Annotated in this window: 4 protein-coding genes and 1 tRNA gene; all 5 read right to left on the bottom strand. The window is 58.3% G+C overall.

The genetic code is table 11. The features are described from left to right. The coding region (locus tag IG169_RS23710) for an uL11 family ribosomal protein (RefSeq protein ID WP_487345385.1) at nucleotides 1–162 on the bottom strand (162 nt) is incomplete at its 3' end. 122 nt (nucleotides 163–284) lie between these two features. Further along, entirely contained in the window at nucleotides 285–815 is a 531-nt protein-coding gene (gene nusG, locus IG169_RS23705; RefSeq protein ID WP_193178753.1) for a transcription termination/antitermination protein NusG, read from the bottom strand. Nucleotides 816–838: 23 nt separating this feature from the next. Continuing rightward, nucleotides 839–1,036 carry a preprotein translocase subunit SecE gene (secE, locus tag IG169_RS23700; RefSeq protein ID WP_193178752.1) on the bottom strand — a complete coding sequence of 66 codons (198 nt, stop codon included), beginning with the start codon at nucleotides 1,034–1,036 and terminating at the stop codon, nucleotides 839–841. 214 nt (nucleotides 1,037–1,250) lie between these two features. Further along, nucleotides 1,251–1,326: transfer RNA gene (locus IG169_RS23695), tRNA-Trp, on the bottom strand. A gap of 199 nt (nucleotides 1,327–1,525) precedes the next feature. After that, entirely contained in the window at nucleotides 1,526–2,164 is a 639-nt protein-coding gene (locus tag IG169_RS23690; RefSeq protein ID WP_193178751.1) for a CatB-related O-acetyltransferase, read from the bottom strand. Between the last annotated feature and the right edge of the window lie 163 nt (nucleotides 2,165–2,327).

The raw sequence follows: 2,327 nt of genomic DNA, 5'->3' as shown, positions 1-2,327 counted from the left end.
CGGGGATCCCTTCTCCATCTCCTGCGTGGCGGCATTGAACGCCTTGCAGAATTCCATGATGTTGATGCCACGCTGACCAAGCGCAGGACCGATCGGCGGCGACGGCGTAGCCGACCCTGCCGGGACCTGGAGCTTGAGCTGGCCTGCAATCTTCTTAGCCATTTTTCACTCTCTTTATTGCAACGATGCCGGTCGCCCGGCGGTTCAAAGAGTTGGTGGTACGATCCGGCATCCGGCTAAAGATGCCTTTTCTCCCACCGCTCCTGCGGCCAAGGCCGCGACGGTCAGCCTTTTTCGACCTGACCGAATTCAAGCTCGACCGGAGTCGCCCGGCCGAAAATCGAAACTTCCACCTTGAGACGCGAACGCTCCTCGTCGACTTCCTGCACGACGCCGTTGAACGACGCGAACGGACCGTCCGAGACGCGCACCTGCTCCCCGACCTCGAACGACACGGACGGCTTCGGCCGCTCCACGCCTTCCTGGATCTGTCCGAGGATCTGGTCGGCTTCCTTGTCGCTGATCGGCATCGGCTTGTTGTCCGAGCCGAGGAACCCGGTCACCTTCGGCGTGTTCTTGATCAGGTGGAACACGTCGTCCGTCAGGTTCGCGCGCACCATCACGTAGCCGGGGAAGAACTTGCGTTCCGAATCCACCTTGCGTCCGCGGCGCACCTCGATGACCTTTTCGGTCGGTACGAGTATCTGTTCGAAATGACCCCACAGGCCCTTCGCCTTCGCAGCTTCCTCAATGGATTCTGCGACCTTCTTTTCGAAGTTCGAATACGCGTGAACAATGTACCAGCGAGCAGGCATGTACTGTAAATTCCGTAAAATAATTAGCGTGTCGGACCGAAGATGAAGTCGAAACCCCATCCGTAGATCTGGTCGACCGTGAAAAAGAACAGCGAAGCAATCACGACCATTGCAAGCACCATCATCGTCGAGATCATGGTTTCGCGGCGCGAGGGCCACGTCACTTTTGCCGTTTCTGAGCGAACCTGCTGCAGAAAGGTGAAAGGATTGCTTTTTGCCATGATGTCCGGTTCCATTGCAAGGCTCGCGCCGTGCGGCGTTTTCCATTTCCATGGTCGCTGAGCTAGAGGTCAAAAAAGGGCGTTCGAAGCGCACCACGCTTCTCACACCGCTGCCAGCTTTCCATGAATGCGCACCCGTCCGACTGGACAATACCAGCGCACCGGGTCACCTAAAGCCGATTCTTGGCAAAATCAAGGGGGGAATGCGAAAAACTGGCAGGGGCAGCAGGATTCGAACCCGCGACCTACGGTTTTGGAGACCGTCGCTCTACCAACTGAGCTATACCCCTATCGTGCCGGTGCAAAGCGCGCGACGGCGCGTCTCATATTACGCTCCATCACCCTTGTCCAGACATTCACTGTCAAAGGCGGCGGATTTCTTGCGGTGGACGACTCCGATTGCCGTTGAGCCCGTCGCACAGCTTGACCGATGAAGCCACGGATCCGTCGATGGAGACACGCTCCACTGACGGGACCGGTAACCCTTCTTCAGAACGCCGCGAGATCGGCGTTCTCGATGGCGTTCCGGTTCCGAGCGATGCGCTCGATATCCCAGTCCCACCATGCAATGGCCAGGAGCGCGGCGATGGTCTCCGCATCGAACCGCATTCGGATGAGTCTTGCAGGATTGCCGCCGACGATCGCATAGGGCGGCACATCGCCGCCTACGACCGCCCCTGCCCCGATGATCGCGCCATGCCCTATCGCGACCCCCGGCAGGATCATCGCCTTGTAACCGATCCAGACGTCATGGCCGACGGTCGTGTCCCCATGCGCGGCGACCTCGTCGGCATAGGCCGTCATCGTGTCGGGATTGAAGACCGCGAACGGATAGGTCGAAAAGCCGCCCATCGGATGGTTGGCGGAACTCGTGATGAAGCGTGCGCCGTGGGCGATCTGGGCAAATTTGCCGATCAACAGCCTTTCGGGCGCACCCGGATAGAGATAGGGCGCGATGCGCGCTGCGTAATCGTCAACCGGATCGAAATCGGAATAATAGGAATAATCACCAATCTCGATATTCGGATGATCGATGACGCGATTGAGATGCGCCGTCCCGCGATGCGGGTCGCCGTTCGGCAATGTAATGGGATGACGCGCACTGGCGTCAAGCAACGGTCGTGACATGGCTCTATTCTTTCGTCTGGAACTGCGTTTGTGCGGATCAGAACAGAACTTTGGTCACGTCACCCTCCATTGCGGTCGTGAAAACACATAAGTGCACCGATAATCCGGCGCAATAAAAAAGGCGGGCCGAAGCCCGCCTTTTCCAGTTCCGTATCGAGGTGAT

The organism is Oricola nitratireducens, assembly GCF_014904745.1.
GTDB classification, from domain to species: Bacteria; Pseudomonadota; Alphaproteobacteria; order Rhizobiales; family Rhizobiaceae; genus Oricola; species Oricola nitratireducens.
The sequence above is the reverse complement of the archived record's forward strand: the minus strand, read 5'-3'. Positions and strand labels throughout refer to the sequence as shown.

Bases quoted from the DNA above. Each gene is read 5' to 3' on its own strand.
- nusG (WP_193178753.1), bottom strand. From the start codon at position 815: ATGCCTGCTCGCTGGTACATTGTTCACGCGTATTCGAACTTCGAAAAG.
- secE (WP_193178752.1), bottom strand. From the start codon at position 1,036: ATGGCAAAAAGCAATCCTTTCACCTTTCTGCAGCAGGTTCGCTCAGAA.
- IG169_RS23690 (WP_193178751.1), bottom strand. From the start codon at position 2,164: ATGTCACGACCGTTGCTTGACGCCAGTGCGCGTCATCCCATTACATTG.